This is a genomic window from Nocardia ignorata NBRC 108230 (genome assembly GCF_001612905.1).
GTDB classification, from domain to species: Bacteria; Actinomycetota; Actinomycetes; order Mycobacteriales; family Mycobacteriaceae; genus Nocardia; species Nocardia ignorata.
On sequence record NZ_BDBI01000016.1, the window covers coordinates 177124 to 201994 of the forward strand.

Sequence of the window (24871 nt, forward strand, 5' to 3'; positions counted from 1 at the left end):
GTCGCGGCCTGAGCATCATCGGGCGAAAATCGTGGTCCGCCGCTGGTCATCGTGCACCACATCACGGATGTAGGCACCGAGGTCCAGCTCCGGTGGCAGCGCCCGATACACCAGCTCACAGACGACAGTATCGCCGATGACGATGGCGAACCGGTTCGTCCGCCAGGCGACCGTTCCCCAGTCGACCCGGGCGTCGCCCTCGAGCGGGAACGTCCGATCCCCCACCCGCACGGCCAACCCGTCCATCGACCGGTAGAACACCATCTTCACACCGTTCAGCTCACCGTAGACGCCGCTGTCGTGACCTGCCGACTGCCCGGCCTGCAGGGCACCGGTGATCGGGTCGAACAGGGAACGGACGCCGTAGCCGGCGAAGGGGCGTACGACCAGGCCGTCGGTCGAGATGGTCCTGGGGTAGTTGCGGGCGGGGTGTCCGTTGATTCCGGCAGTGGACGGGGGCGCCGACATCGGCATGGCCGGTGGGACGCCATAGGTGGGTTCCTGTGTGTGGGCAGGTTGGAACGGAAGTTGGTTCGCCGGCGGAGCGGGGGGTGAGTGCCCGGTGCCTGGGTATTGGGCGAGCGGGGGTTGGGTTGTGGGATGGTAGGGCTGTGGCGCGGGGTTCTGCGAGCCCGGTGCCATGGGGTACTGCCCGTCCTGGGCGGGGGCCGTGGGGTACTGCCCGTTCGAGGCCGTTGAGTGCTGTCCCTGCGGGATTGGTGTCGTCCCGTAGTTCCCTTGCGCTGACGGGTACTGCCCCTGTGCACCCTGTGTCGTTGGGTACTGGGGCGAGGAGCTGTGTGGGGACGATTCGTTCCCGTTCGGGTACAGGCCGGTCTGGCCATTCGCCGGATATCCGGAGCGGTCCTGCCCAGTCGGGTACTGGAATCGACCCTGATCGGCGGAGCCCGTCGGGGATGCCGCGTTCGGGTACGGCGGCAACTGCGCAGGAGTTGATCCCCCCGCCTCGATACCCGGAGGTGGCACGAACGACCCGGATGCTGGGTTCGCTTCGTACCCATGCTGCGCCCAAGGAGTGCGGGGCGCATCCGTTTCGCTGGACGGAACCTGTAGTCCCCGAAGGAAATCCGGAGCCGCGGCATTGCCAGGAATCCCGATCTGCGCTGGCCGCAGCTCATTCGGACCGTCCGAGGACATCGGATCAGGAACAAGTGGCATGTCCGGCGAGCCTGGGATACCCGGCGGCACCTGGAAGCCAGGCATCGGAATTCCCGGCGGCACAGACAGACCGGGTACCTCTGGCGGCACCGGCATCTGTGGTGTCGGTACACCCGGTGGCGTCGGTACACCCGGTGGCGTCGGTACACCCGGTGGCGTCGGTACACCCGGTGGCGTCGGTACACCCGGTGGCATCGTTACACCCGGCGGAATCGGGAAGCCCGGCGGCACACCCGGAGGCGTCGGCATATCCGGCGGGGTCGGCACGCCCGGCGGCGTCGGCACATCCGGCGGCGTCGGCACATCCGGCGGCGTCGGCACATCCGGCGGCGTCGGCACATCCGGCGGCGTCGGCACATCCGGCGGCGTCGGGTTCGACGGGCCAGGCGGGGTCGGAGGGTTGGGCGGGGTCGGAGCGTTTGGCGGGGTCGGAGGGTTTGGCGGGGTCGGAGGGGTCGGTGGGGTCGGTGGAGGGGTCGGGTCTGAAGGGGTTAGGTCGAATTCGAGGGGTGGAAGGGGGGAGATGGGTGGGGGGACGGGGAAGTCGAAGTCGTAGTCCTTCGGGGGGTGCGGGATTCGGGAGCGAGTTGGGCCGACGGGGCGGTTTGCCGGCTCGGGTGCCGCGTGAGGTGGTGTAGTGGTCAGCGCGCCCGGGGTGCCATTGGACGAGCTGTCGGTATCACTGTCGGGGCGTACCTCGCGATCGGCAGAATCGTTGCCTCCTTCGTCGGTGCCGAGTTCCCTCTCGCCTGCCCCATCCGTGTCGACGTCGTCAGCGCCGGTGTTGACGGGCCGGCTCGTACCAGGGCCAGTGTCGACGGGCAGGTTCGGACCGGACACCTCATGATCCGAGGTGTCCGCATCGGGCTCGTGCGCAGCGCGATCGCCGCCGACCTGACCGTCCGTAATGGGGGCAGGGCCGACGGAACCGTTGACGCTTGTGTCGTCGGACGTGTTCACAACCGGCGGGTTGGTGCCGCCGCCACCATGCTCGTTCGGGGCGGGGGCCCTGTTGACGGGACCGTCGGCGCCCAGCTCGTTGGAGAGTTGGGGCTGAGCGGGAAGTGGGGATCGGCGGGTGAGGCTCCCCGGGGGTAGGTGGGTGGGGTTGTCGAGGGCGGTATCGATGTCGGTCAGCGTTGTGCGGGCATCGTCGACGCGCTGGGCAGCTTGCTCCAAGGCGGTGAGGCGGTCTTGCCATGGCTGTTGCTCGTCGACTCGCATTGTGCGGGAGCGCAGTTCGGCGATGGCGTCGGTTCGGGTACGGGGGTCGATCAGGTCGGATTCGTTGATCGGGAGGCCCTGGCGGGCTTGTCCGAGGGCGGCTTCGGCGTCGGCGAGTTCCCTTGTCGCTTCCGCTCTTTGCGCGGTGAGGCGCTGCACCTCGAGGTCGGCGGCGCGGTGCAGCAGTTCGGTGAGTTCGGTGATGTCGGCGGCGCGGCGCAGGACTTCGTCGCGCAGTTCGGCCTGCACCTCGGCGAGTTGTTCGGGGGTCAGGCGTTCGTGCTGGTCGATCTTGCCGTCGCGGTAGATCTCGTAGACCTCGGCCCAGCGCTCGGGGGTGGCGTCGGTGAGATCCAGGCCGAGGATGCGGACGAAGTCGCGGCTCGCACCGCGGTCCGGACCGGGCGCGATATCGGTGTGACCGTCCAGCAGACCGAGCAATTCGGGCACGTCGACCAGAGCGGACGGATCGCCGACGAGGTCGAGCAGATGCCGGACAGCCTTGTCGTGCACCGGGAATTCGGCGTCGGGGACGCGCGGGTCCACGGCGTTGTCACCATGTGCGCGCGGATCGAAGTGGTCGATCTCGGCGAGTTCTTCCGCATAGTCGGTGAGCGCGTCGACCAGCTCTTCACGAATGCCGTTGCGGTGCACCAGATCGGCGACCACCTCGCCCAGCTGCTTGATCGACGTCACCACCGGTTCGTCGGCACCCGGCGGCCTGCGCAGCGCGTCGAGTCGGCGGACCAGCCGGTCGTCGGCCGCCGCGACACGCTGGGAGTCGATGCCGCTCAACTCTTTCGCGTACTTCACCAGCGCTTCGGCCTGCTGCTGCCTGCGTGGGTTGCGCTGACGCTGATCGGTGAATTCCTCGGCCAGCCTGCGCGGCGTCATCTCCTCGGCGTCGAGTCCGAGCCGATGCGACACGCGGTGCCGCGCCGCTTCCACCTGGTGGAAGGTGTCGATATCCCATGCGGTGCGGGCGTAGTCGATGATCGCTTCGATCTGGCTGGCGCGCACCGCGTTCTCGGCCCGCAGGGTGGCAAGCTTGTCCGCCAGCGACTGCGCCGACGATCGATCGGCCTCGGTGATGCCGAGCCGATCCACGAGTTCGCCGACAGCCGCGCTGATTTCGTCAGGCGAGCGAAGATCGGCACTCTCGGCCGGGTCGGTCACCGCGAGCGCGTCGTCGACCGGTTCGTCGGGAACCACCCGCCACCCCGACCCGTCGTTCACAGCGGTCACATCAACGGATCGACCGTCGACCGCACCGCCGAAGTGCCGTACGTCGCGCAACCCTTGGTCGAGCACGAGGATGCGTTCGGGTATCGCCTGACCGTCGGCCAGGGTCCGCCCGGGCCGCACATCGGTACCGATGTAGCGCACGTCGACCACACCGTCATTGACCGCCTGCGCCAGATCCGGGTAGCGACCGAGCGCATCGGCGAGCACTCGATCATGTCCCGTCGGCCCGTCGAGGACGACCAGCCGCAGCGAGCCCTCGGAATCGCCTGGAACGAGGCCGATTCCGGTTCCGTCGTCGAGCATGGCGCCACCACGCGAGAGCACCCAGTCCCGGCTCGCCATGTCGCCGATCAGATCGGTGAGTTCGGCAGCCTCGCTGTGCGCGCGCAGGAATGTTTCGGCGTCGCGAGCGAAATCGGTTGCCAGCGCGTCATATTCACGAATGCGGTCCATTTCGGCGGTGAACACGTCACGCAGGTCACCCGCGTCCAGGTCGGACAGGTCGGTCTGTAGCAATTGCGCCCACACCGCGCGTTCGTCGCGAATCTGGTCTCGCCGCAACGCGTTCTCGAAGTACTCGCGCATGCCCTGGTCGATGCCCGGCTGATCGGAGTAGGTGAGGTCGCCCCAGTCGCGCCCCGGTTCGCCACCGTTGTTCACTCCCTGCCAGTTCAACAGGGTCGGGTTGCCCTGGTTGGCCCGGACCACCTCGATCAGGAAGCGGGTCATCGGGTCGCTGTCGAAGAAGTCGATCTGGTCGGTGAACGGGATGCGCTGGTGTTCGGCGGCGAAGCGGCGGGCCGCCTCGGCCATGCCGGTGAGGGCACCTATCCGGCGCAGCTGCTGGTAGCGGATCTGGTCGAGGGCGCGGCGCACGTTCTCCGGTGTCGGGTCGCCGAGGGTGACCTCGAGGTCGTCGGCGGCATCGGTCAGCGTGTCGGCGAGGTCGTCACGCAGGGTCGCCGCGTCCTCGAGTTCCCGTGTCCAGCTGCCTATCTCGGCAGTCGAGCGCGCGACCTCGGCGTTGTCGGGCAGCGTGTCCGGCTGCGCAGGCAGTTCCGGGCGCTGCTCGCCTGCGGCGAGTTCGCGGGCCTCGGCATCGGCCTGCCGTTTCAGGTCCTCGAGTTCGACACCGAGCTCCCGACGCACCAGGTCGGGGTCGGCTTCGTCGAGCGCGTACCGGTATTCGGAGCCGTCGCGCAGGGTCGGCGGGCGGTTGTCCGGTGCCGCCTGATCGGCGATCCGCGAAGTGAGGTGCTTGAAGAACGGCACCAGCTCGCGGCTGCGCCACATCGTGATGGCTTCCTTGAGAATGCGCACCGGGCTGAATTTGGTACTCAGGACATCGTATTCGTCACCCGGCGCCGGGCTCGGGTCGCGCTGACTGGTCAGCGGCAGACCCGCTTGGTGACCGAGCATCGATTGGCCCGCGCTGTCGATACCCGAACCTGACGGGTACTTGGGCGTATGACCTTCGTACCCGAAGTTCACCGCGTCCCACAGGCGGCGCAGCAGGGATTTGCGCGGCGCGGGCTCGTCTGACGGGTCGGCCGCGGTCGGGTCGGGCGGGTCGAGGCGTTCGGCCTCTTCGACCCGCCAGCGGGAATCGCCGTCGGGCACGAGGCGCGCGGGTACGCAGTCCCCGTCGACCTGGATGTTGTAGCGGCGGGAACCGTCCGGATTGTCACCACTCTCGGTGACACGGACCGCATCGGCGAGGTCGAGGATGTCGGTGGCTTCCCGGCGGGCATCGGCGCGAGCATCGGCCATCGCACGATCCGGGTCGCGCGCGAGTGTGTCGGGATCGACGCGGAGCCTGCGAGCCCAGCCGTCACGCGCGGCTTCGGCTTGGGCACGCAAGGCTGGATCGCTGATTCCGGCGACGCGGTCCGCCGCAGCGGCCATGGCCTCGATCATGGCCGCGCGCAACAAGTTTCGATACCGCAGGTGTGCGACGGTATCGCCGAGCTGGGCGAGATCGGCATCGCTGAGATCGAATCGGCGCACCAGACGATCACGGGTCTGATCCACCGACTCGGGCGTGGGCACGTGGTCGGCGGCGTGATCCGGACCCGAGCCGGGCGTCGGCACCCTGGCTGCGGGGCCATTCGGATTCGACGCGAGAATCGGTGAACCCTGCGCGGGCGGCACCTGCTGCGTCGGCATGGACGGCTCGTCCACCGGCAGACCGGCGCGCCGAAGATCGTCCTGGACCTCACGCAATGTCGCATCGTCGGCCTCGGTGAGCCAGTACTGCTCGTCACCGTAGAGCTCGGTGTCCGATAGCGGACCGAAGTCGACCGGGTACCGCATAGCCGGCCCGTCGGCGCTGTCGAGGAACCCACGAGCCCGCGCCAACTCCGCAAGCTCGGCCAACGCCGCCAACGGCTGCCGCAACCCGGAGAACCGCTCCCCCAACCCGAGCGCCTCCCCCAACGCCCGAGCATACGAAGCCGCATCCTCCGACAAGGGCGCCGCATCCCGCTGTCCCGGAAGATCCCGCTGTTCCCGCAGGAACTCGGCCACATCGCGCAGTGGATCCCCCCTGCGCGGCTGGGAGTTGTCCCCCGAATCAGGGGAGCTCGAGGGCGGTGTCGGCGGCATGGGCGGACCGCCCGGCGTCGGGGTGTCCGGCGTCTGCGGCGACTCTGGCGACGACGGCGCATGGGGCACAGAGGGCGACTGCGACGGCGACGAAGGTGTCTGCGGCACAGGCGTAGTCGGTGATGAAGACGGCGGCGGCGACACAAAAGGTTTGGGTGGTGCCGACGGCATGGGTGGTGCCGAAGGCATCGGGGGCGCTGACGGCATGGGCGGTACCGAAGGCATGGGCGGCGCGGACGGCATCGGGGGCGCTGACAGCATGGGCGGTACCGAAGGCATCGGCGGTGCCGACGGCTTGGGCGGCGCCGAAGGCATCGGGGGCGCGGACGGCATCGGCGGTACCGAAGGCATCGGCGGTGCCGACGGCTGGGGCGGCGCCGAAGGCATCGGCGGTACCGGGTTGACGCCCGGTTGGGCTGGTGGCTGGTGGGCCGCGCCGGGGGTGGACGGGGGCTTGGACGGTGTCGGGTCGGGGGACGCGGGGAGGCCGTCTTCGTCGGGGCCCTCGTCGTCGCGGCGGTCGAGTTCGTCGAATTGGGCGGCGATTTCCTGGCGGGCCTGGTCCAGGAGGTGTTCCAGGCGAAGGGTTCTGGCCTTGGCGAGGAGGTCGGCGGCGAGTTGTTCGCGGTCGAGTTCGGCGTCGACGGAACGGTCGTCGAGTTCACGACGCAGTTGGCTTATCTCGTCGAGGATGTCGCGAATTCGGCTTTCCGGCGTCGGCTGGGCCTGTGGGTCGCGGGCGGGTACCGACTCTTCGGGTTGCGGTGCGGGCGACTCGTTCAGTCCCTGCTCCAGCTCCTGCTGGACCTGTGTCAATCGCTCGAGCGTCTCCGTCAGGCGAGCGTCGGCGGTGTCATCGTGCCGATCGAACACCTCGTCGGTAGCCGCGGATTTCCGGCGGGCCGCGTCGCCGAACGGGTTGCCGTCCGAATCGCGCTCGTACCCACCATCTTCCGGCTCATCAGGCGACGACGACAACCGAGGCGGCTGCGCAGGCGGCTTTCCGCCCCCACCGTTCTCGGGACGGGCCGCACCGGGCTCCCCTTGCTGCTCAGCAGAATTCGGCCGACCGGGCGCGCCCTCTCCCCGCTGCCCACCACCCGGCTGCCGGGGCGGAGTGTTTTCGCCCGGCGTGCCGAGATGGTTGTCGTTCGTACCGAAGTAGTCGTGCACCAACTGCCGCAGCGCCGTCAGCTTGGCCGCGCGATCGGCGATCTCGATGCGCAAGGCCCGGATCACGGCGGCCATCTGCTCGGGCTTCAAGCCCTCGTGCTTTTCGATCTTGCCGTCGCGGAACGCCTCGTAGATCTTGGCGTATGTCACGCCGTCCGCACCGGCCAGGTCGACGCCGACCAGGCGTGCCCAGTCACGGCTTGCCGAGGGCCGGTTCGTATTGCCGACATCACCGGGGACGGTCAGATCGAGGGTGCCCGCGGCCTCGGCGACCGCGCGGGCGAAGTCCGCCACATCGACACTGCCGAGCGCGTCGGCGATCACCCGGCGCATGGCGTTGATGCTGTCGGGCCCCTGCAGCGGCATCGACTCGCGGACGAGCCTCGGATCGGCGATCTCCTTGCCGTCCGACTTCGGGGTGCTCTGATTGTCCGACGGCACAACGTCCTTGGTGTCCGTCGGCGCGAGGGCATAGCTGTCGATATCGCGCAGCGCCTTGGCGAATTCGGTGAGTGCCTCACGCACCAGTTCGCCATTGCCCTGCTTTTCGTGCATCCGCACGAGCTGATGCAGCTTCTTCCCACTCAACCCCTTCGGGTCGACCGCGAAGACCTTGTCGTCGTCCTTGCGCCCACCCGGCCGCTCGACCCGGCCCGGGGGCAGCAGCGCCGCGACCCGATGGTCGACACCCGCGAGTTCCGCGTACCGTGCGAGCCGCTTCTGCTTGCGGGTCGGCCGCTCGGTGGTCGTCGGGCGTTCGTCCGCGGGCAGCGAGTCGTGGCGGTGCGCCGGATGGATGTGACTGTCGGGCACGAGCCGGTCGGCCAGCCGCTGACGCGCCGCGTCGAGCGCCTTGGAATCGAGTTCGCGAAGGGTACCGAAGTACCGTTCCAGATCGTCGAAGTTCTGTCCGCGCAGCGCTTTTCGCCGAGAATCGTCGGCAAGCAGCTCACCGAGCTTGCCCGCGGTCATCTGTTCCTGGGTCAGGCCGAGGGCGGCGGCGAGACGGCCGCGCGCGTTGCTGACGGTGTGGAAGTCCTCGACAAGGTTTCCGGTGCGAAGGAAGTCGGCCAGACCCTCCACCTGCGCGGCGCGCACCGCATTGTCGAGTTTGAGTTCGGCGATACGGTCGTCGATATCGCCGGGCAGCAGATCGCCGGGTCCGAGGTGGAGGTCGCGGGCCAGGTCGACGAGGTCGGCGAGCAACTGCTCGCGGGTGCGCTGCACCGTCGCACCGTCGCCGGGAATCTCGTCCGAACCGATGATCGGGCGCCACGCGCCGTCGCCTGCGCGCAGCAGGGTGATGCGCACATCGCGCCCGTCGACGGTTTCGGTGTGATTCCGCACCTGCGGTGTGTCGACCGGCTCGAGGTGGGTTTGCCCCCTGAAGTCGGTGAGCAGCTTGCGGTAGTCGACCAGCAGATCGCCGTCGCGGATCCGCGCGGCCAGATCCGGTTGGGAGGCGAGCACATCGGCGAGAACCTGGTCGCGCTCGCGCGCCCCATCGGTGATGACGAGCCGATCGGGCGCGCCGTCACCGCCCGGCAGCCGGGCGACCTGGTCGCGAATCGGCTCACCGAGGGTCGGCCCGTCGGTGTCGCGCGGTGGCAGCCGATCCTCCACTGCCGCGATCAATTCGGCGAGCCGTTCGGCCCGTATCTGATTGATCTCGAACAGCCTCTGCACGAACGCGTCGACCGTGTCCGGCGTGAGCTGGTGCGGGCCGAGGCCGAATGTCCCTGCCCACGTATCCAATTCGTGGGCCAGCTGGTCGCGGCGCAGCGCGTGCACGAAGAAGTCGCGCAGACCCTGGTCGCGACCGAGCGCGTCGGGGTCGCCGAACATCGGCAGCGGTTCGGCGCCGTTGTCGAGCGGGGTGGTGGCGAGCACGCCGGGATCACGGCCGAACGCGGCGATGAACTCGGTGAGGAACCGGCCCATCGGGTTCTGGTCGATCATGCTCACCCGTCCGCCGAAGCGCACCGGAGCTTGCGATTCGCCGTCGGCGGAGGTGTAGGGCGCGTTCTGCTCGATGTGCGCGCGGATGAAGGCATCGCCGAGACCGATGATGGCCGCGGTCTGCCGCATCACCATGTATTGCTGCCGGTCGATTTCCCGGCGCAGCGCGTCCGGCTCGTCGGCCACCTCGACGCCGAGCAACCGGTCGAACATCTCGCGCAGCGTCTCCCCACCGGGCGGCGGGGGGTCGACGGGTGGTGGCAGCGGCGGCAGCGGGTCGGGCTGCGGCTTGTTGTGCAGTTCGTCGGCTTCGTCCTGGGTGATCAGGTCGTTGGCGAGCATGTCGCGCAGGATGCGTTCGCGCTGTCCACGCCCGGCGTGCTCGAAGGCCTCGAGCAGATCGTTGCGCGCGTCCTCGGAGGTGACGCGCTCGACCCGGAGGTCGCTGATGATCTGCCTGCGCACCAGGTCGGCGTCGGCATCGCTGAGCTCGGGACGATACTCGGTCCCGTCCTCGTTGCGCATCGCCGGATACTCGCCGCCCGATCGACGCACCCGGCCGGACAACTTGCCGAAAAGCGGGAGGTACTCGCGGTTCTGGATCAAGACCGGGGTCTGCTGGGCGATCCGCAAGAACGTGGGGTCGGGGGCCGAGGCCTCGGGTCCGGGTCCGACCGTCGGAACTCCCGGCGGCGTCGGGCTGGGCGGTGGCAGTTGCGCCGGGCCAGGGTTGGCGATCATGTCGCCGATCCCGAGGACACCGTCGCGGATCGCGGCCTGTCCCGCACTGTCACCGATGTTGGGCGCGCCGGACGGCTGCTTGAGGATCGGGAAGTGGTTGTTCAGTTGCGCGAGTGCACGTTTCAGGAACGGCTTGGGCTCCGCCTGTCGCATGGTCGTGTCTTGCGGTGCCACCTGCCACTCACCGTCGGCATCGCGGTAGAGCGGAACGACCACCTGTTCGCCGTCGATGTCGACGAAGACCCGTCGTTCCGGTTCGGCCGGGATCGCGGGCTGTTCCGAACGCCACCACCGGCGCCGGCGAGGCGTTTCCTCCGGGGCGTTGTTCTGGCGTGGTGATTCCGGCTGCGACGGGGTGGCGCGCGGTGGATCTGTGTGTACACCGTCGCGCGTCAGCTCGCCATCAGGTCGCGAGCGATCCGGTTGCGAGGCATCCGGTTCTGGACCTTCCGGTTTCGCGCGGTCCGGGTCCGAATCGTCCGGTTCCGACCGGTCCGAATTCCCGCCGTCCGGTAGTTCCAAATGATCGGAGCCTTGTTCGGGCAGATTGTGCACATAGTCGCGGGTCGGATTCTCCGCCTCCCGCATCAGCAGGTCGTAGAGCGTGCGGGCGGGCCCACTCGCTCGGTCGCGGCCGACCATGAGCACTTCGGTGAACGCCTCGGCGAGCGCCTCCGCCGGGTTCAACCGACCGTCGGCACCACTGCGGCTGTAACCGCTGAGCTGACGCCGCCACGAGTCCGGATCGGCGTACCCGTCAGGGTTGTCGTGGAAGGCTTCGTCGAGCGTCCCGTCGGCGTCGGCCCGAGCCGCCAGCCTGCCTGCCGCGTCGAGCGCGTGACCGTACTCGTGCGCGGCGATGGCGTACACCGGCCGGTCGAGCACGCCCGGATGGAAGTGACCCGAGTCGACCGACTCCTGCATCGACGACCGCAGGTGGATGGCACTGATCGCGTAGTCGTAGCCGAGCGTGATGTCGGTGTAGGGCAGGCCCGTGGTCCGGTCGGGGGTGCGTGTGGTCTGGCCGAGCACACCGTAGTCGAGGTCACCGATGCCGACGGCACGCAGATCCGTCTGCGGGAAGGCGTTGTACAGCTCGACCATCGAGCGGGCGTAATCGCGAACCACCTCGGCATCGAGCCCGGGCAGATCGAAGCCGTACACGTCGAAGTCCGGGTTCTTCATCGCCTCGCGGAGCACGTCGCGCAGGTGGTCGCCCACCTCGCTCGGCGAGAGGTCCGACCACTCGTCGTCGCGGGGCGCGCCGAGATCACCCAGGTCCGGGATGTCGTCCTCCCACGGCGGACGTAGCTGCATCTCGTCGGCCGCGCGATCCACGGTCATCGCGTCGGAGCGCGGTACCTCCGCCGCGTCGGTGAGCAGGTCGTACATGATCCGCACGGCCGGGCTCACCCGTTCCGGGTGCAGCGCGCCGTCCGCATCACGGGTGGCTTCCATTTCGCGGAAAGCCTCGGCGAGCGCTTCGCCCGGATTGAGCTCGCCGGTCCTGCTGTTCATGCTGTAGCCGCTGAGTTCGCCCGCGAGCCAAGGGTTGAAGCCGTCGCGGTCGCCGAGCCGGTTGCGGTGGTAGTGGTCGTGCAGACGCAGCCCCACGCGTTTTCGGGTTCGGGGTTCGCCCGCGTAGTCGAGGGCATGCCCGAACTCGTGCACCGCGAAGCCGTACACCGGACGATCCCACAGGCTGCGGGTGTAGAAGCCGGGCTTGCTGGCGCGCATGAGGTTCTGGAACAGGCTGCCGTTGCCGGCGAAGTACTGGTGGTTGAACGTGATCGACTTGGCGCGGTAGCCGCCGTTCGGGTCGCGTTCGGGCGCTGTCTCCGCGACTCGGCCGGGTCCGGTCTCCCCGATACCGATGCTGCGCACATCGACATTCGGGTATCGGGTCTGCATGTCGAGGATGCCGCGGGCCAGTTCGCGGGCCATCGCCGGATGCACGTTCGGCTGGTCGAAGCCGAAGGTCTCGACCTCGTGTCCGGTGATGTCGCGCATCCGTTCGGCCAGATGCCGCCCCACCTCGGCCGGTGGCAGATCGGACCATTCGTCGTTCACCGGGTCGGCCAGGAGGTCGCGGTCGGCGCGGTCGGGCACGTCGTCGGGTTCGCCGACCCGTTCAGCGTCCTCGGACAGCGGCCAGGTGACCGATTCCGGTGGACGCGCGGCGATATCGGTGACCAGATCATGCAGCGCGCGTACCGGTTCCGGGCTGGTGTCGTCGCCACCGAGGGTGCGCAGCATCTGCGCCGCGAACGCCTCGGGCACGGCTTCGCCGGGACGCAGCCGACCGTTGCCGTCGAAGCTGTAGCCGCTGAGCTGCCGCAGCCAGTCGTCGTAGGACTGGGCTGGGTCGCGGGTGGTGTCGTCGGCGTAGCGCTGGAGGAGGAGGTCTTCGGCCTGGTGGCGGGCGTTCTGCTGGCCGGCGTAGTCGAGCGCGTGCCCGTATTCGTGGGCGAGCACCGCGTACACCGGCCGGTTGAGCACCTCGGGCGCGAAGCGATTGTTGTCGACACCGATCTGCATGCGCTGCCGGAAGAACTCGGCGCTCTGGGCGTGGTCGCGGCTGAGCACGATGGATTCGGTGTAGAGCCTGCCGGTCACCGGGTCGATCCTCGGCTGCGACATTCCGATCACGCCCGTCGGCAGCTCCCCGATGCCGACGCGGCGCAGGTCGACGGTGGGGTTGCGGTCGAACAGGTCGACCATGGCGCGGGCGTATTCGCGCGCCACCTCCGGATTCACGGAGTCGGAATCGAAACCGAACACCTCGAATTCGGGATTGCCGGTGACCTGGCGCAGATGATCCTGGAGGCGTTCGGCGACTTCCTCGGGACTGCGGTTCGACCACTCGTCGGCGTCGGGGGCACCGAGCTGGTCGGCGTCGAAACGAGCCGCTTGGTCGGGATTTTCCGGGCGCACAGGGGCGTCGTCGTCATTGCGCGGAACCCCATCGGATTGCAGTGCGGGCGAATCGTATCCGCCCACATTGTCCATGCGCACCAGGTTGCCGTCGCGCACCAGGTCGAACTCGCTGACAGTCACGTTGCCGTTCCGGTCGGCGTGCACATGGTGGTACTCGAAGCGCAGCGTGCCCGCCTGGTGCGCGTCGAGCAGGTCGTTCCTGGCGCGGATCAGCGCCTGACCCTCGGGCGATTCGGGGTCGATGCCGCGTTGCCGCATCTGTTCGGGGGTCTCACCGAGTATGCGGTGCAGGTTGTTGTCGATGCGCAGGGTGCGGCGGTAGTACTCCGGCGAACCCTGTTCCGCGCTCGCGACTTTCGAGCCACCGAGCTTGGAGCCGACGCCCTTCGCCTCGTGGGAGATCAGCGCCGGCGGCGCACCGTCGGTACCCGGCACGTAGACCACCACGTCGAGCACATTCGCGCCGTCGATGACCGGACGGCCGTCGATGTCCCCGTCGAACGGCGAAAGCAGCACCGCGCCAGGGAATTCGGCCGGGTCGAGACCGAACGCGCGAGCACCGAGCTCGCCGAGCGCCTTCGAGTGGGCGACGAGTTGTGGCCGCAGCCTGTTGAAAGAGGCCGCCGCGCGCTCGAATTCGTCGAGCCGCTCGAGTTTGTCGATGATCTCGGATTCGCGGCGCTGTAGCTGGGGGTCGTGCGGGCGGTCCGCCAGGTCGCGTTGCAGGTCGTCGTAGGCGTCCTCGAGTTTGCGCCGCTGTTCGGCGGCGACCTTGTCCAGCTTCTGGCTGCTGGCGATGTCGCCGAGCTTGGCGACACCGAACTCGCCCATCAACCGGTTGACGATCTTCAGCGCGTCATCGCTGCGCTTCTGCACCACCGTGCGGTCGGCCACGATGTCGGCCATCTGCCTGGCGATCTCGGGATCGGCGACCTTGTAGGTGCGCTTGGGGCCCTCCTGCGCGAGATACCGGAACTCGCTGCTGGTGAGCGGATCACGACAGAACCCGTTGGCATCGTGCAGCCGGAAGTTCACATCCCGGAACGTCCCCGCCGGGTCGAGCACATGATGCCACTTTCCGTCCGCCGACTGATAGACGTCGTTCTCCAGGCCCTCCTCGATGTCATCGGACTCGGCCAGGAAGTCGGGTGTCTCGTCCAGCGGTGGACGCCGCGTGAGATCCCGGACGTCCTCGGGCCGCACCGAACCATCGACCTCGCGGTTGCGACCCGCACCATCGGATCGCCTTGCGGGCGCGTCACTTCCGCTCCCCTCCGGATTGCGCTGCGCACCATCCGGTGTCCGCTGCGGCCCGGCGCTGACGGGCGTCCGCAGTGAATCCGCCTCCGACGTGCGCTGGCGGGTGTTGTCCACGTCGGTCCTGCGCGACGCGGCAGAGTCAGGGTCGTTGCGCCGTGGGGCAGTGGTCTCCCCATCGGGTTGCCGCACCGTGTCCGGCCTGCGCTGCTGGGTGGGGTCCGCATCGGGTCGACGCGGGGCCGAGCTGTCGGCATCCAGAGTACGTGGACGAGCGCCGTCGGCATCGGACGTGCGCTGCTGCGTGCCGTCCGGGTCGGCTGCGCGGGGAGGAAGTCCGGCGACATCGGGCGTCCGCGTGGGGCCCGAATCCGCGTCAGGGGTTCGCGGAGATTCATCGGTGTGAGGGCGGCGCGCCGGCGCATCACCGGAGTCCGAGCGTGAAGGCACGCTGTCCGAATCCGCGGTCCGGGTGGGTCGTCCATCGGAGTCTGGCGTGCGCGACGGCGTCACATCCGAATCCGGGGTTCGCGGCGGTGTTGCTTCGGAGTCGGGGGTACGCGGGGCCGGGTCGGTGGTGTCGGGGTTCGGGGTGCGGGGGGTCGGGTCCGGGGTTTCGGGGCGGCCGCCGATGACCTTCCATTGGGCGTCGCCGTTCTTGCGGTAGTTGTTCGCGTTCCATTCGGCGCGTTTGGCCTCGCGGATGAGGTTCTTGCGGGTGTCCTTGTCGAGGCTGTCGCCGCCTGCGGCGATGAGGGCGCGCAGGGCGGCGGCTCGGTCGGCTTCCCGGGTGGCGAGCTGGTCGGAGCGTTCGGCGCGGATGCGCCAGCTGTGCTGCTTGGGGGTCTCGCCGTCGCGGCGGCCTTCGATCGTTCCCTCGCGGGTGTAGATCGACCGCTCGTGGGCGGGGCGCACGCGACTGTCGGAACCGCTGGGGGACACGGCTTTTCCGTTGCCATTGAACAGGACGGCCGAGACGTTGCGTGCCTCGCTCGGCACAACGGTGTCGGGGCGGGTACCGGAGGCGACCACGTCGAAGCCGCCGTCGGAATTGGGACGCGCGGTGAGTACGTAGGCGTCGGCGCCGACACCGCGACCGTTCACCACGTGTTCGGCGACGACCAGGGCGCGCGGCAACTTGCCCTTGGCGATATCGCGCGCGCTCAGCCCCTCCGCCATCCGCACCAGCTCGTCGGCCACACCCTGGTGCCGCGGCTGATCGGCCGTGCCCGCCGGGAACTCGTGCATCCGCCCACCGGCCGCGTCCTCGATGTCGCGCAACGACATCCCGACCTCGCCGACCGGCCCCTTCGGCGGCTTGATCCGCCGCGTCCCCGTGGCTTCCTTGATCTCGCGCAACGCCTCCTGCGCGGGATTCTTCGGCGGATCATTATCCGAATCACGCTGCGGCGCATCCCCATCCGGCTCCGAGGTCGAGTCACCATCCGTATCCCGACGCCCCGAACCATCACCGTCCACCGTCCGACGCCCGGGCCGCCCGTCCCCGTCACCTCCGGCCAAGGGAACAACGAGCAACCCGTCGTCGGACCGACTCCCATCCCCGTCGTCATCGGAATCACCCGAACGGGGCCGGGTCCCGTCACCATCCCCGTCGACCTCGCCCACACGCGGCCGGGCACCATCGCCGTCGACCTCGCCTGCCCGCGGGCGAGTGCCATCACCGTCAGACTCACCCACACGTGGCCGGGCACCACCAACATCGGAATCACCAGGGCGAGAACGAGTTTCATCCCCATCGGGTTCGCCTGCGCGCGGTCGGGTTCCCTCACCATCGGACTCGCCCACGCGAGGCGTAATGCCGTCACCATCAGAGGCGCCCGCGCGCGGCGGAGTACCCGCGTCGTTCGCTCCGCCGAGGCGCGGCGGAGCACCGTTGCCGTCGGGCGACGCGGTGCGCGGGGCGGCGGTGTCTGCCTCGCCTGTGCGCGGCGGCAGGCCGGGTCCGTCCGGCGCCCCTGCGCGGGGCGCGGTGCCCGCTTCGGGAATGCCCGAATCGCTTGCCACCTGGAGCGTGTCCTTAGCCTCTTGGCGCGAATTCGCTTGGGGCACTTGCTCGCCGGTCGGTGCGGCGTGCACGGCGGGACCGCCTGAGCTGGGTGCCGGTGCCGAATCGGCGACACCAGCACGGCTGGATGCGGCATCCGGCTTCGCGCTTTGGGTGCGGGGTTCGCCGCCGCCCGCGGAGCGGTTGTCGCCTGCGGTGGGACTCGACTGAGAACCTGGGTTCGCGGCCGGAGACGAGGCCGCCGGAGCACCGGCGGCGGGTGCGCCTGCCGTCGCCGGAGCACCCGCTGTCGCCGGAGCACCGGCTCCGGCAGGGGCTCCCGCAGTCACCGGAGCTGCCGCTTGTGGTGCGCCGGCGACACCATCGGCGCCTACCGGTGCACCACCAGCTAGCGGGCCGTTCTGTTGTGCGGCAGCGATATTCGGATCGGCCGTGAAGGGAGAACTGCCACTCTGAGAACCGTTCTCCCCGGCCAGACCCGCACCGCGATCGCCCGCCTGGTCGTTCGAGGAACGGTCACTGGACGAACCGCCCTCCGCGCTCGGCGACTCCCCCGAGGTCGAACGATCGCTCGAGGAACCTTCGCCCGACGAAGACCCATCGCTCGACGCGGAATCATCCGCAGCGGAAGATCTACCGTTCTGGGAACCTGCGCCGTCGCTTCCCGAACTCGAGTCACTCTGTACCGAGCTGCTCGAATTACTGTGCGATCCAGCGGATCCCGAGGACTGTGAGGCCGCTTGGTTCCCGCCGCCCGCGGCCGCGGGACGCGTCTGCGAGCCCGGACTGCTCGACCCGTCCCCAGCCACGCCCGCCCGGCCCGGCGAGTTCGACCCACCGGTCCCAGCTCCGGGGTTCGCGCCTGTCCCGCCGGGTTCGGCACCGACCCGCGGCCCACCCACATCGCCGAACAGGCTGTTCATCCGTGTCGCGAGATCGGGACGACTCGACAGCACCGGCGCGCCCTTTTGCCAGGCGTGACTACCGGCGGTCCGCGCCGCACCCGTCAACGAGCCGCTGAGACCGCCCGCCGTCAGCATCCGGTAGTCGAACGGTCCCGCCCCGAAGGGAATGGTCACCGCGTAACCGGCGAGGGCACCCGCCAAACCCGCCGAAATACCGGTGATCTGACTGTTCATGTACTGCCGCGCCCACGAGGGATTGTCCACCCCGCGCATCAAGCGCTTGTTGATGAGCCCGGCGAGCGGTCCCGCCGCCGCACCACCGGCCGCCGAACTGAGTGCCGTGAGACCGACCTGGTCCCAATCGACCTTGCTGCGATGACCCTTTTCAACCTGGTACTGCTGAATGGCGAATTCCTGCATCGTACCGATGACGGTATCGATCATGATGTGCCGGAAAACGAACTTCACCACCGCATTGGCGGCAATCTTGCCGACCGCGCGAATAATCGACGCGAGCAACCGATTCGCGATGAGGCGAACAGCGATGCGGGTCGCACCGATAGCCAGCGCATCGAGTCCGAGTTTGAACGGACCGGCCGCGAAAGATGCCGCCATCTCCGCCGCCAGCAATGCCAGCGACGAAATATACATCAGCTTGGCATATTCGATCTCGGTGCCGGCTTCGTAGGTGCCGTCGCCGGTTTCCTTGAAATACTTGGCCAGCGTTTTCAGCGACCGGTCTTTTTCGGGATCACCACCGGAGCGGAGCAGGCTGTCGAAGGAATTGACCATCTCGGTGTAGCCGTCGCCCGCCGGATACGCCTTGATCGAAGCCGCCTTCGCCGCCTCGACATCCCTGATGACCTTTTCCAGCTCGGCGGCGGCGGTGCGCCAGTCCTCGCCGAGCTGCCACATCTGGTCTTCGTTGCCCTCGGGCCATTCCATGCCCGCAAGGATTTCGAGGTGCTGTAGCCACCCCGGGATGGTGATCGCCATATTCGGTTACCCGTGAAAGCCCGGACTCACCAGCTCGAGTCGGTGACCGAACCGCCTCGATCACGGCCGAGGTCCACGTCGACGGTTCCGGAGAACTCCATCGGCTTGTCGTCTTCGGCCGGACGTGCCGGCGAATTCGGCGGCGAAGTGGGTGCTTTCACCGGTTCCGGGACCTTGATCTCGGGCATGCCCTCCACCAGGTCGGACAGTTTCGGCATGCGTGCGCGCTGGGTGTTCAGTGGTTCCAGCAGCTCGCTCGTCTTGCGCGCCATCTCGGCGGACGCCTGCTTGGCGGCCTCGGTGACCGCCTTGGCGATCTCGGCGTAGCTGAGGTCTTCGACGTCGGGTCCGAATTTCGTCTCGATCACCACATTGTCCGCGTTCACCGTCACTGTGACGTGTCTGCGGACCGTGGCACTGGCCGTCAGGGTCGCGCGTTCCTGCTGGAGCCGGGCGATGGTGCGCATCTGTTCCTGCACACCTTCGAGAATGTCGGCCATATCGGCCCTGGCCTGCTCGTTCACCATTGTCGCGAATACCAGCTCAGCGCAGCCCGTAGCGGTTGTCGAGTTCCATATTGTGCAGGAACTCGGCGGTCTCGACCTGCGACTGGGACATGTTGGCGAATCCATCGGCCACCGCGTCACCGTTGTCGGTGAGCAACTTGCTCGACTTGATGTAACCGCCCGAGCCGTCCTGGCCATTGGCGAAGGTTGTCCCGATGGTGTCGTGTCCCCAGCAGCCGTGGTGGCTCTCGACCGAGGCTTTGAGGGTGTCCATGATGCTGGTGACCCGGTCGTTCACGTGACCGGTCTTGGCAGCCGCACCGCGGAACAGATGCTCATCGAATTCGACCTTGTCTGCCATCTCGACGCTCCTCCACCATCGGGTAATACCTGTCGAGTATGCCACGGCGAGCACCCGCACGCAGGCCTCCAGAACGACAGGCGCACACCGATACTGGCCCTTTCCTGCGGTTTCGCACCCACTGGTCACCAGGAGTTCATCACGGCGACAGCCGCATCCACAGCTGAGCCGCGCGGTCGCGCCAACTGTGGCAGACTCGGTAGACCACAACCTGGGTCGGTGCGCCGACCTGCGCAGCAACGATGATGGGGCCCGAGATTGACGTCGCGACGGAACCGCTCATGACCGACCTGAGCGGCCTCGAACGGCGCGTTGCAGCCGATCGCGCCAACACCCGCAGCCAGCAGCCCGAGGACTACCTCCGCCTGGCCGGTTCGCTCACCGAACTGGCCCAGGGGCTGCTCGCCACTCGCGACGACCCGTCCGGTCGCGACCGCACCGCCGAGGCGCTCGAGCCCGCACAGGAAGCGGTGGCGATCCGGCTGCACTGGCTGGTCGAGGGCTTCGTCTCCTACGAGTACGCGGGTGCGCTCCAGGACGCGCTTCGGCTGTTCGAGCAGGCGACACGGCTGGTCGGGCATCGCCAGCTCGCCACCAACACCATCCGCAGCGCGTGTTCGGCCTATCGGCAAGTGGCACAGGACTATCCGGATGTGCAGGCGATGTGTGCCGACGGGTTGTCCAAGTGCGGCGTGTGGTTGATGCGGCTCGATCACGAGGCGGCGGTGGCCGCCACGGAGTCGGCGGTGCGGATCCGGGCGGCGATGTACGCGCGGGCACCCGAGCAGCCGGGCAAGTATCTGGCCAGCCTGAGCACGCTGTTGCGGACGCTGATGGTCGGGCGCTCCCGCAAGCAGGCCATCGCGAGCTATCGCGCGCTGTATTCGGAGGTCACCACCTCGGCGAGCACGGCGCAGCTGCGCGAAACCCGGATCGAGGACCTCGATCTCACCCTGAAGACCACCCAGGCACTACACAAGCTCGGGGCGCCGACACTCGAGCGCGCCGGCCGGTTGACCCAGCAGCAGATTTTGTACCAGTCGGGTGGCGACCTGGCGACCATCGACGAAATCAACTGGCGCCTCGCTCTTGTCGGACTCAAGCCGCTGGCCGCCGGTGCCATGCCGGAGCCGCCGTCGCGACCCGTGGAAATCACCGCGACCTACGGCGCGATCGCGGTGCGCTGCTCGGCGCCCGACGCGCTGGAGCAGGTTCGTGCCGCTGTCACCGCCGCCTTCGCCGCGCACGGCGCCACTCCTGTCGACGCGGGTCGTTTCGCCGGTGTGCACGAAAGGCATTGGGGCGTCAAGGAACCGAAGGTGAACCCGGACGCCGAACTCGGCGCCGATGTGGTGCTCGTCGAGAAAGCCTCGGGCAGCTGGGTTTCGGTGAAGAGCCTGAACTGGGAGATCGGCGCACTCGGCAAACACCCCCTGGCCGTCGCCTTGTCGGCGAAGTGGCCGGTGCTGACCGTCGCCACCATCGAGAACATCTCCTACGAGCTGTGCCTCTACGACAACGGCGTGGCCACCCAGTACGCCGCCCTCGGCCGCCCCGCGGGCCAAGCACCACTCGACACTCCCCTGGCCCCCCTCGACTTCGCCACCCTCGCCGACTACGGCGCCGACTACGCCTCCGAAACCCAGGTCCGCGCGGCCTTCGGCAACGCGGCGATGTTCGCCAAGGTCACCGAACTCCCCGGCAGCGGCATCCGCCAAGCCGCCGAAAAGGGCCCACTCACCGATTACGGCCCCGACATCCTGTTCTTCGGCAAGGACTGAACTCAGGTGATGTGGTGGCGCAAGATCGGCACCACCGAGTCGAGTGCCTGCTGATCGGAACCGGTGCCGTAGTTGCACAGCGCCGCAACGGCTTTGGGATCGTCGATGACGATGACCAGCGCACGCACGGCGGTGATATACCAGTCGAGGCCGAGCAGTGATCCGGCTCCGGAGCCCGGATCACTACGGACGACGAGCAGGTAGTCCGCGGCGTAGTGGTCGCCGAACAACCGCCACCGAGCAGAATTGTCGAGCGCCCGCGGTGACGGCTCGTCCCCCACCCGGCCGAAACCGCTGTAGTACGCGAACCCGAACGATTCGAGCAACGCAGCCTGCGGTGTCCGCGCGAGATGAATCGCCGTCGCGGCCGGGCTGTACCCGGAAGCGGCCGTTGCTTCCACGGCGCTGATATCCACGATCCCGATCGTCTTGCCCGCGAACTGCGGATTGTCGGCCCGCACCTGTGCCGCCGATGTCGCGCCCATGCGTACCGGGGAGGTAGCGACCGCGGTGGTGTTCGGCGCGTCGGCACTCGGCCGCAGCACCAGAGCTCCCGCTCCGATGACCAGCACACCCGCGACGGCGGCCGACAGGAGCCGTCTCCGGCTGTTGCGCACACGCACCGGCCGTGCACCGACTGTCAGCGCCCGGTGCGCCGCGTCGCTCAGCTCGCGACAGCTGTTGAACCGCCCCGCCGGATCCTTGGCCATGGCTACGGCGATCACGTCGTCGAGAGCCGGCGGTAGCCGTGGATCGAGCGAACTCGGGCGGGGCGGCGGCTCGTACAGGTGACCGGCCATGACCAGTGCGGGCTGCGTCGCAGGAAAGGGGTTGGCACCGGTGAGCAGCTTGTACAGCGCGCAGCCGAGCGCATAGATATCGGTGCGATGGTCGAGCCGTCCACCCTGCAACTGCTCGGGTGCCGCGTACGCGATCGTCGCCAGAATCGCGCCTGCCGCGGTGAGTTCGCTGGTATCCGCCAGCGATTTGGCGACGCCGAAATCGGTGAGCAGCACCCGCTCGTCCTCGTGGCCCGGCGTGGACAGCATGAAATTCGCGGGCTTCACGTCGCGGTGCAGCAATCCGCGCCGATGCGCGTAGTCGAGCGCCGTGCCGACCTCGGTGATGATCCGCAACGCGCGCTGCGGCGTCATCGCCTGCGCGGACCTGGCCAATTCGGCCGCGGCATCGGTGCCGTCGACGTATTGCATGGCGATCCACAGATAGCCGCCGTCTTCACCACGGTCGTGAACGGCGACGATGTTCGGGTGGTCGAGGCCGGCGGCAAGGTCGGCCTCACGCTGGAATCGTGCACGGAATTCGGTGTCGCGCGTCAGCTCGGAACTGAGCACTTTGAGCGCGTCGCGCCGGGGCAGGCTGGGGTGCGCCGCGAGATAGACCGAGCCCATCCCCCCGGTGCCGAGCAGACGCTCGATCCGGTATCCGCCGATCACGGTGCCCGGCAGCAGAGTCATCGACATCCCTTACAAATAGGCGCTGTTGGCCAGGAGCGCGTACTGTGCCGCAGCCCGTTGATACAGGTCGGGGACCTGATTGCTCATGACGACGGCGACGTAGCGGTCGTAGCGCAGAACGCACAGGTATCGCGTCTCCCGCGACACGTACGGGCCGGCAGGCGAATACTTCTCGGCATTGTTGAAGCAGAACGTGTCGGGCACCTGCGGGCCCGCCAACGGTGTGGTCGTCGGCAGATCCTTGCGGGCCTGCCACACCCGCTCGGCGGCGTCACGATCACGGGCGCGTAGCAACAAAGCACCCTCGTAGACGGTGGCGATACGGTCGACGCCGCCGAGGTCGAGGATGCGTTTCCACTCCTGCCTGTCCTCGGTGAGCTGCAGGAACGCACGGGGCGTCATAGTGGCCGTGGTGTAGTCGACGTCGAATGCGGGCTGGCTCGGCATCCGCTCGCGGGGGTCGAGAACTCGGCGGAGCACGCCATCGGGGTCGCGGTCGAGCCGCAGCACTTCCCTGGGCGAGAGCGGGGGCAACGCGTCGAGCAGTGGCAACTGGGCCGCGAGGGTGCGTTCGGTCAGCGAGCGCAGTGCGCCCAGCTCCGGCTTCGGCGCGACGGCGTAGACGTGCACGACATACTGTCCGTGAGCGACCACCGAAACCATCGACCGGACGCCGGGGCGCCAATGTCCCTGGGCAGCCGGATAGTTGTCCAGGAATACCGGCACATTGAGATCGGGGGCGAGCCAGAAGTCCGCCTGTTCCAGTTCCAGGGCCGCTGCCCGTGCCCGCGCCTGGTCGGGAAGCTGCAGGACGGTTATTCCGACCGCAGTCGTGTCGCCTTGGTCCGGCTCGCCCTCCAAGACCTCGCTCGCATAGGTGTTTTCCCGCAGCGGCGTGGTGCGGCTGCGCACAGAGAACCCGAACATCACTCCGTGTTTCTCGGCAACGCTCCTCGTCGCATCCGCGAGCACCGCAGCCACTTCGCGTGGCTCGTCGATCGCATGCCGCTCGATGCCGTACCGCAGGGCCGGGTCTATCTCGGTGCCCAGCGCGACACTGTTCGCCAAACGCGCGATGGCAAGCGCTCGACCTTGGCTGACCGTGTGGTGATAGACCGCTTCCCGAAATTCGTACGGGAGGACCGCGTATTTTCCGACATCGAGTTTCCGGACATCGATTTCGCCCGGCCCCGCTCGCCCCTGCATCGAGCCACCACACGCGGCGACGACGAGCGACGCGGCGAGCAGCAGCACCATCCGACGCCGCCTCATCCCGCGTTCACCAGAATCGCGTACTGCGCCGAAATCGCCTGCCGCACATCGCTGGCCTGGGAAGACGACACCACCGCCGCGTAGCGGTCATGACTCACGCCGCAGAAATAGCGCGAACCGGTATTCGGGCGCAGAGACTCGTAGCACGCGGCGGCGGCGAGCCCCACCGGGCCCTCGATCGGTCGGAGGAATTTGTCGTGACCGGCTTCGGCGAGCAACCAGCGTGCGCTCTCGGCATCCCTCGTGCGATAGACGGTGCTCTTGTCCTGGGCTACCCGATCGACCCCGGCCGCCTCGTTGATGCGTCGGGTGTTCACCAGATCAACCGCCCCGTGCAGCGCGCCGTGTCCGTCTTCGAGAGTGGGGAACTCACGTGCGCCTCCGGTTTCGCTGCCGACAGGCAGGGTGCGGGCCAGCATCTTGTCCGGATCGACGGGGATCGAGGGCAAGCGGTCCACCGGCGTCGGTATGTAGGCGGCCAACCGCTGCGCGGTGACTGTCATGGCCTTGTCCGCCAACGGGACCAAAGCTGCCTGATCGGAGATCGCCAATGTCTTGTTCTCGTCGCTCCACACACCGACCTTGATGACGAAGCGCGCTGCCGCCATCCAGGCGGTCACCCGCTGAGCGTCATTGCGCCACACCATGAGCGCGCTCGGATGGTATGCCGATTCGATCTGCTCCACCGCAGCATCCGGGCCGTCACCTCGCCGATGGAGCGCGACGGCGGCCGACTGCGCCGCCTCGGGTGAATCGAACAGCATGGCCTGCACCGAAAGCGTCTGTGAGATGTTGATGTCCTCGTGGGACCGGGCAACGCTGGTGAGGCCGGCAATGAGGCCCTTCGCGTCCTCGCCGAACCCGTCTCCGAAGACCTCGTTCAAATCTTGCGTCGGCGTCGGAAAGGCCCGGCCGCCGGTTGCCGATGCGACGAACTGCGGATCGATCTCCGCCGGCAACGGCAGCACGGAACCCAGCCGCACACCCTCCATATACCGAGCCAGCTCCCAAGACGGTGTCGTGGTGATCTCGCGCGGCACCGTCGGATACGTCCCGACATCCAGTTTCGCGAGATCGACCACCTGTTCAGGTGGTGGTTCTACCACCGGATCCGCCGAACAACCGGCAATCACCAGCATCGCCGCGGCAATGACCCCTGAAAGCACTGCAGTACCGCGCATTCCCCCGAATTTCCCCATCTACCGGCCCCGGCTTTCACGCGGCCGGAAG

Annotated in this window: 8 protein-coding genes and 1 pseudogene; 2 read left to right on the top strand and 7 right to left on the bottom strand. The window is 68.2% G+C overall.

The window, feature by feature from the left end; translation table 11 throughout:
* Positions 1-15: 15 nt before the first annotated feature.
* From NI2_RS14610 to NI2_RS14620, 4 genes and pseudogenes are all read right to left on the bottom strand, one after another.
* Positions 16-15678 carry a hypothetical protein gene (locus tag NI2_RS14610; protein ID WP_157104664.1) on the bottom strand — a complete coding sequence of 5221 codons (15663 nt, stop codon included), beginning with the start codon at positions 15676-15678 and terminating at the stop codon, positions 16-18.
* A gap of 2151 nt (positions 15679-17829) precedes the next feature.
* Positions 17830-18246: pseudogene (locus NI2_RS35845) on the bottom strand (WXG100-like domain-containing protein); the annotation flags it as partial.
* 26 nt (positions 18247-18272) lie between these two features.
* Positions 18273-18773, bottom strand: a complete 501-nt coding sequence (locus tag NI2_RS14615) for a YbaB/EbfC family nucleoid-associated protein (RefSeq protein ID WP_067491046.1) — start codon at positions 18771-18773, stop codon at positions 18273-18275.
* Between the two features lie 16 nt (positions 18774-18789).
* The gene (locus tag NI2_RS14620; RefSeq protein ID WP_067491048.1) at positions 18790-19113 is read right to left on the bottom strand and encodes a hypothetical protein; all 324 of its coding nucleotides are present in this window, start codon (positions 19111-19113) and stop codon (positions 18790-18792) included.
* A 281-nt stretch (positions 19114-19394) separates the two neighbouring features.
* Here NI2_RS14620 and NI2_RS14625 point away from each other — a divergent pair, with 281 nt between their 5' ends.
* Positions 19395-20894, top strand: a complete 1500-nt coding sequence (locus NI2_RS14625) for a hypothetical protein (protein ID WP_243749849.1) — start codon at positions 19395-19397, stop codon at positions 20892-20894.
* Positions 20895-20896: 2 nt separating this feature from the next.
* Here the strand turns inward: NI2_RS14625 and NI2_RS14630 are convergent, their stop codons facing one another.
* Positions 20897-22369 (bottom strand): serine/threonine-protein kinase, encoded by a 1473-nt coding sequence (locus tag NI2_RS14630; protein ID WP_067491213.1) that lies wholly within the window; start codon positions 22367-22369, stop codon positions 20897-20899.
* A 9-nt stretch (positions 22370-22378) separates the two neighbouring features.
* Positions 22379-23419, bottom strand: coding sequence for a DUF7373 family lipoprotein (locus NI2_RS14635; protein ID WP_424991828.1), 1041 nt, complete (start codon positions 23417-23419; stop codon positions 22379-22381).
* On the opposite strand from NI2_RS14635, the gene NI2_RS33790 reads away from it, so the two are divergent.
* The gene (locus tag NI2_RS33790; protein ID WP_133733965.1) at positions 23303-23725 is read left to right on the top strand and encodes a hypothetical protein; all 423 of its coding nucleotides are present in this window, start codon (positions 23303-23305) and stop codon (positions 23723-23725) included. The genes NI2_RS14635 and NI2_RS33790 overlap by 117 nt on opposite strands.
* On the opposite strand, the gene NI2_RS14640 is transcribed toward NI2_RS33790, so the two are convergent.
* A complete protein-coding gene (locus NI2_RS14640) occupies positions 23638-24822 on the bottom strand; it encodes a DUF7373 family lipoprotein (protein ID WP_133733964.1) in 1185 nt (394 codons plus the stop codon). The genes NI2_RS33790 and NI2_RS14640 overlap by 88 nt on opposite strands.
* Between the last annotated feature and the right edge of the window lie 49 nt (positions 24823-24871).

Coding starts and splice junctions, on each gene's coding strand:
- NI2_RS14620 (WP_067491048.1), bottom strand. CDS start 19,113: ATGGCAGACAAGGTCGAATTCGATGAGCATCTGTTCCGCGGTGCGGCT.
- NI2_RS14640 (WP_133733964.1), bottom strand. CDS start 24,822: ATGCGCGGTACTGCAGTGCTTTCAGGGGTCATTGCCGCGGCGATGCTG.
- NI2_RS14615 (WP_067491046.1), bottom strand. CDS start 18,773: ATGGTGAACGAGCAGGCCAGGGCCGATATGGCCGACATTCTCGAAGGT.
- NI2_RS14630 (WP_067491213.1), bottom strand. CDS start 22,369: ATGACTCTGCTGCCGGGCACCGTGATCGGCGGATACCGGATCGAGCGT.
- NI2_RS14625 (WP_243749849.1), top strand. CDS start 19,395: ATGACCGACCTGAGCGGCCTCGAACGGCGCGTTGCAGCCGATCGCGCC.